This is a genomic window from Hyalangium sp., assembly GCF_035629615.1.
Lineage (GTDB): Bacteria > Myxococcota > Myxococcia > Myxococcales > Myxococcaceae > Hyalangium.
The window spans coordinates 1-4037 of record NZ_DASPHO010000211.1; the positions used below are offsets into that span (position 1 = coordinate 1).

Genomic DNA, 4037 nt, shown 5'->3' on the forward strand with positions numbered 1-4037 from the left:
GGGTGAGCTCATTCACCGTCTGGTCCGGGCCCGCGTTGGCCACCGGCGGGTTATTGCCGACACACGGGTTCTGCTCCGCGGTGAGCAGCGGGAAGGGCGTGTTGGTGATCGTCGGGAAGGAGACGTTGTCCACGTCCCACCCCACCGAGGCCACGGCGGCGTCGGTGCCCACACGGAAGCGGATCCGCACCACCTGCCCCGCGTACGTCGTTCCCAGGTTGACTTGGGTGGTCTGCCAGGCCGGATAGCCCGGACTCACCCCCGAGAAGGCCGACCGGGTCTCCAGCGGGTTCTGGCCGCCGGAGGCGAGGGGGCCGACATAGCCCTGGCCCGCGGAGATGAACGCACCAATGTCCGTCCACGTCGCGCCACCGTTGTTGCTGAGCTCGATGACACCGCCGTCGTAGTAGGTGGGGGCCGAGTCGTACTCGAAGGCGTACCGGTGGCTGAACGAGAAGGTGAAGGGCTGCGGAGACACCTGGAGCGGCGGCGTGATGAGGTAGATGTCCGTGGGAAACGGCGCATCCACTCCATAGAAGTAGTGGACGTCCGCCTCCTCCTCGTAGCGCAGCCAGGGCAGGTACTCACCCAGGTCGGGGTCCGACGCCGCCGACCACGGCGAGATGTTGGCCTCGACGTTGTCGCTCTTGCTCGCGCTGGGCAGATCATCGGTGTTGACGCGCACCCGGAGCGGCACCGTCCGCGCACCCGGAATGGCCTGGCCCGCGTCCTCGTAGGTGAGGTTGAGGGTGGCCACCCGGATGCCCGCCGGGCCGTCGAGCGAGACCGTCAGGTCGGCGGTGGCCGACGCGAAGGGCGGGATGGAGGGGAAGGTGAGGAGCCCGCCATTGGCGAAGGTGAAGCCCGCGTCAGCGGTCGCCACGCGCACGGTGGTCTGGGTCAGTGTCTCGGTGCCGGTGTTGAACACCCTCACGCGCAGCACGCCCGCCTCCTTGTTGTCCAGCACGCCGTCGGCGTCGCACGAGCCGTTCGACTCCAGCAGCTCGGCCTGCCCCAGCTCCAGGTCCTTGCCGGTGGAGAAGCCCTCGGTCACCGCCACATGGTCGAGGGAGCCACGCGAGGGCCCCTGCGCGCGCAGACCCGCCCCGCGCCTCGCGAAGGCGGCGTGGAACAGCCGGAAGTCCGTGGGATCGAGCGCGTAGGCGGCCGCCAGCAGCGCGTCTCGCGCCTCGATGAACGTGGGCGCCACCGGGGTGACCTGGTAGGCCAGCACCAGGTAGATCTTCATGCGCGCCTGGGCCTGTGTGAACGTCAGCCGCGTGTTGTCGCGCAGCAGCGCCGTGTAGCACTCCCACAGCATCGACGCCCACACCTCGCCGGAGTTGTGCACCTCGGCGTTGCGGACGCCCGCCAGCTCCGGGTTGGAGGGCGGACCTGCCGGCAGGACGACGCCGTCCTGGATGTGCCTGAAGGTCAGCGGGTTCTTCGCCAGGTCCGTCGAGTACGGGTAGCGCCGCAGGCCGTAGTAGTACCCGTTGTTGCCGCCGCCGCTCATGACGTAGCCCCCCAGGCCGTAGGTCCCCTGGAAGTTGTTGTTGCCGGGCAGCTGCTTGTCCGCTTCGCGCACCGCCATCAGCAGCGCGTGGAAGTCTCCCCAGCCCTCACCCATCGAGCGGCCCTGGTTGTTGACGAGGCCGGTGCTGTTGGCGACGAGGCGGTTGCTGATGAAGTGGCCCCACTCATGGGCCACGATGGCGCTGTCCAGCGAGCCGTCGCGGAACACCGCCGCTTCCACGAACATGCGCCCCGTCACCGGCCCGTTGGGCAGTTGGGCCTTGATCAGGGTGCCGTCGCTCTGGCTCACCGCCATGGTGGGGATGACGATGGTGGCGTCAGTGCCACCCAGGGGGGTCGCGGGGCCCGCTACGTTGTTGACGAGGATGACACCGACGGCGCCCGCGTCCTGCGCGTTCTTCACCTTGACGGTGAAGTTGCAGGTGCCGCGATCGATGACGGCGAGCTTCCCGGACAGCTGGGCCGCGTTGGCGAAGGGCGTCTCGCAGCCATCCGAGGGAGAGGCACCGCCTGCGTCCACCACGAGGACGAGCGGAGCGGTGACATTGTAGACCTGGGGGCCAAAGGCCGCGAGGGCGATGGGGTACTCGGCGGCGATCGGCGGAGGCGAGAGGATGGTGAAGGAGCTGATCGGGTTGGGATTGAACAGGTACATCTGCATGCGCGGCCGCGCGCCGTCACTCGGAGTGGACATGTTGGCGTTGTCCACGCCAGAGAAGTCCTGCGCCTCGGCCCGCAGGCTGTCGGACCCAAGGCCCCCGCGCCCGAAGTTGTTGGTCTGCGCATTGCCCGCAGCCTCGTTGAAGCCGGAGTCGTAGTACCAGTCGTGCAGGAAGTTGTTCACGTAGAACAGGTGCGTCACCGCCGCCTTCTGCTGGTCCACCGTGACGCCGGGCTCCTGCAGCACGTTGTAGATGCGGTCGAACGTGCCAGGTGAGGTGGTGTTGGCGCGGAAGTCCGTGCCGTTCAGTCCGTCGGTGCCGGAGATATCCGCGTATGCGTCCACGTTGTTTCCCACCGTCTCCGTGGCTCCCGGAGGCAGCCAGGGATCATTCTGGCTGAAGGGCACGTTCTGGAGGTTGACGAGGCTGGGGGCAACGAAGGGCGCCTGGTAGCCGTCCGGAACACCCGTGGGGTGCGGCGTGCCCACCAGGCCCTGCGGGCCGTCCTGCGGAATGAAGTTCGGCGGGCCCTCGGCCCACACGCGGTACGTGTACGCGTCCGCCACGGTGAGGTTGTTGCGGAACAGCACCCGTCCGTCTTCCGCGGACACCACGTAGGCGTAGTAGTCCGCGGAGGTCTTGCCTTCCTCGCCAGCGTGCAGCTCCAGGTACCAGGCGGGAACCAGTCGGTCCGCGAGCGGAAAGAAGACCTGCTTGGCGCGCGCCGGAGTCATCATACGCACCGGGTAGCGGGCGCGGCTGTCCTCGGAGAGATCAAAGGAGGTGTACGGCCCCTGCTGGACGCCCGTCGGCTCGAGGCTGTCCAGGTCAACGCGCTGGCCGGTGAGGTCCTCGTAGGCGCGGGCGATGGCGGCGGTGGCATCCATCGTGAAGGGCTGCTTGCCGGGCCGGGACTCGGCCGTCGCATGCGGCGAGAGGTAGCCGGAGGCGGCGATGAGCTCACGGCGCTCGTTGAGCAGCAGCGTGAGCGACTGGCGGAACACCTCGATGCCGCCCAGGCGCTGGTGGAAGATGACGAGGATGGGCCCCTGACCGGTCTCCCGGGTCACCGCCGGCAGCGTTTGGGCCGCCTGCGGTGCCAGCTGATAGAGCGGGGCAAGGCGGCCCAGGTGCACGCGCGCCGCCTGCTCCGGGGACATGCGCTGCAGCGCCGACGCCAGACGCTCATCCAGGCTGGAGCCATCCCCCCACACGAAGGAGGGCACGCCCGTGCGCGGCTCGAAGCTCGCAATGCGCACCCCCTTGGCCTCTGCCTCCTTCTGCGCGCGCGACTCCGCGCGAGGCGACGCCGCCCCTTCGAAGAAGGCGTCGATGGTGGGGAGCTCCTTTGCGCTGGCCACAGGCCCGGACAATGCCGATACGAGACCCATGAGGGCCAAGACCCATCGCTTCACGATCTACCTCTCTCCGCGGGGATGAAGCCGAGCGCCTACCGACCCCGACCGTCCCAGGCGCTCCGGGCCCTGCAGGTCATTCCAGGGCGGCTTCACTGTAAGCAAACGGACTGTGTCCGGAAAGACACTCCGGGTGGAGGGCGGAGGTGGGCGCCGGGATCAAGCTGTGCGCTAGTGGATCTCCCGACTGGACTTTGCGGAGTTGCTGTGCCGTGCCCAACCTCTCTACCAAGCGATGCTCCGCCAGGTGCGCTACGGTGGCCGCCCTCATCACCCCTCAGGAGACCATGCCGACCGACGACAAGAAGAGCACGACGAAGAAGGCAGCGAGCCCTCAGGAGAAGCCCGCGGCTTCCAAGGCGAAGCCCGCAGCCACCAAGAAGGTTCACAAGGCCGGCAAGCCGTCCAACTCCTTCACCGCAGA

General features: G+C 68.2%; 1 protein-coding gene. It reads right to left on the bottom strand.

What is annotated here, in order from left to right:
• On the bottom strand, window positions 1–3613 hold a 3613-nt coding region (locus VD972_RS10805), incomplete at its 3' end, for a myxosortase-dependent M36 family metallopeptidase (protein WP_324984899.1).
• Window positions 3614–4037: the final 424 nt, after the last annotated feature.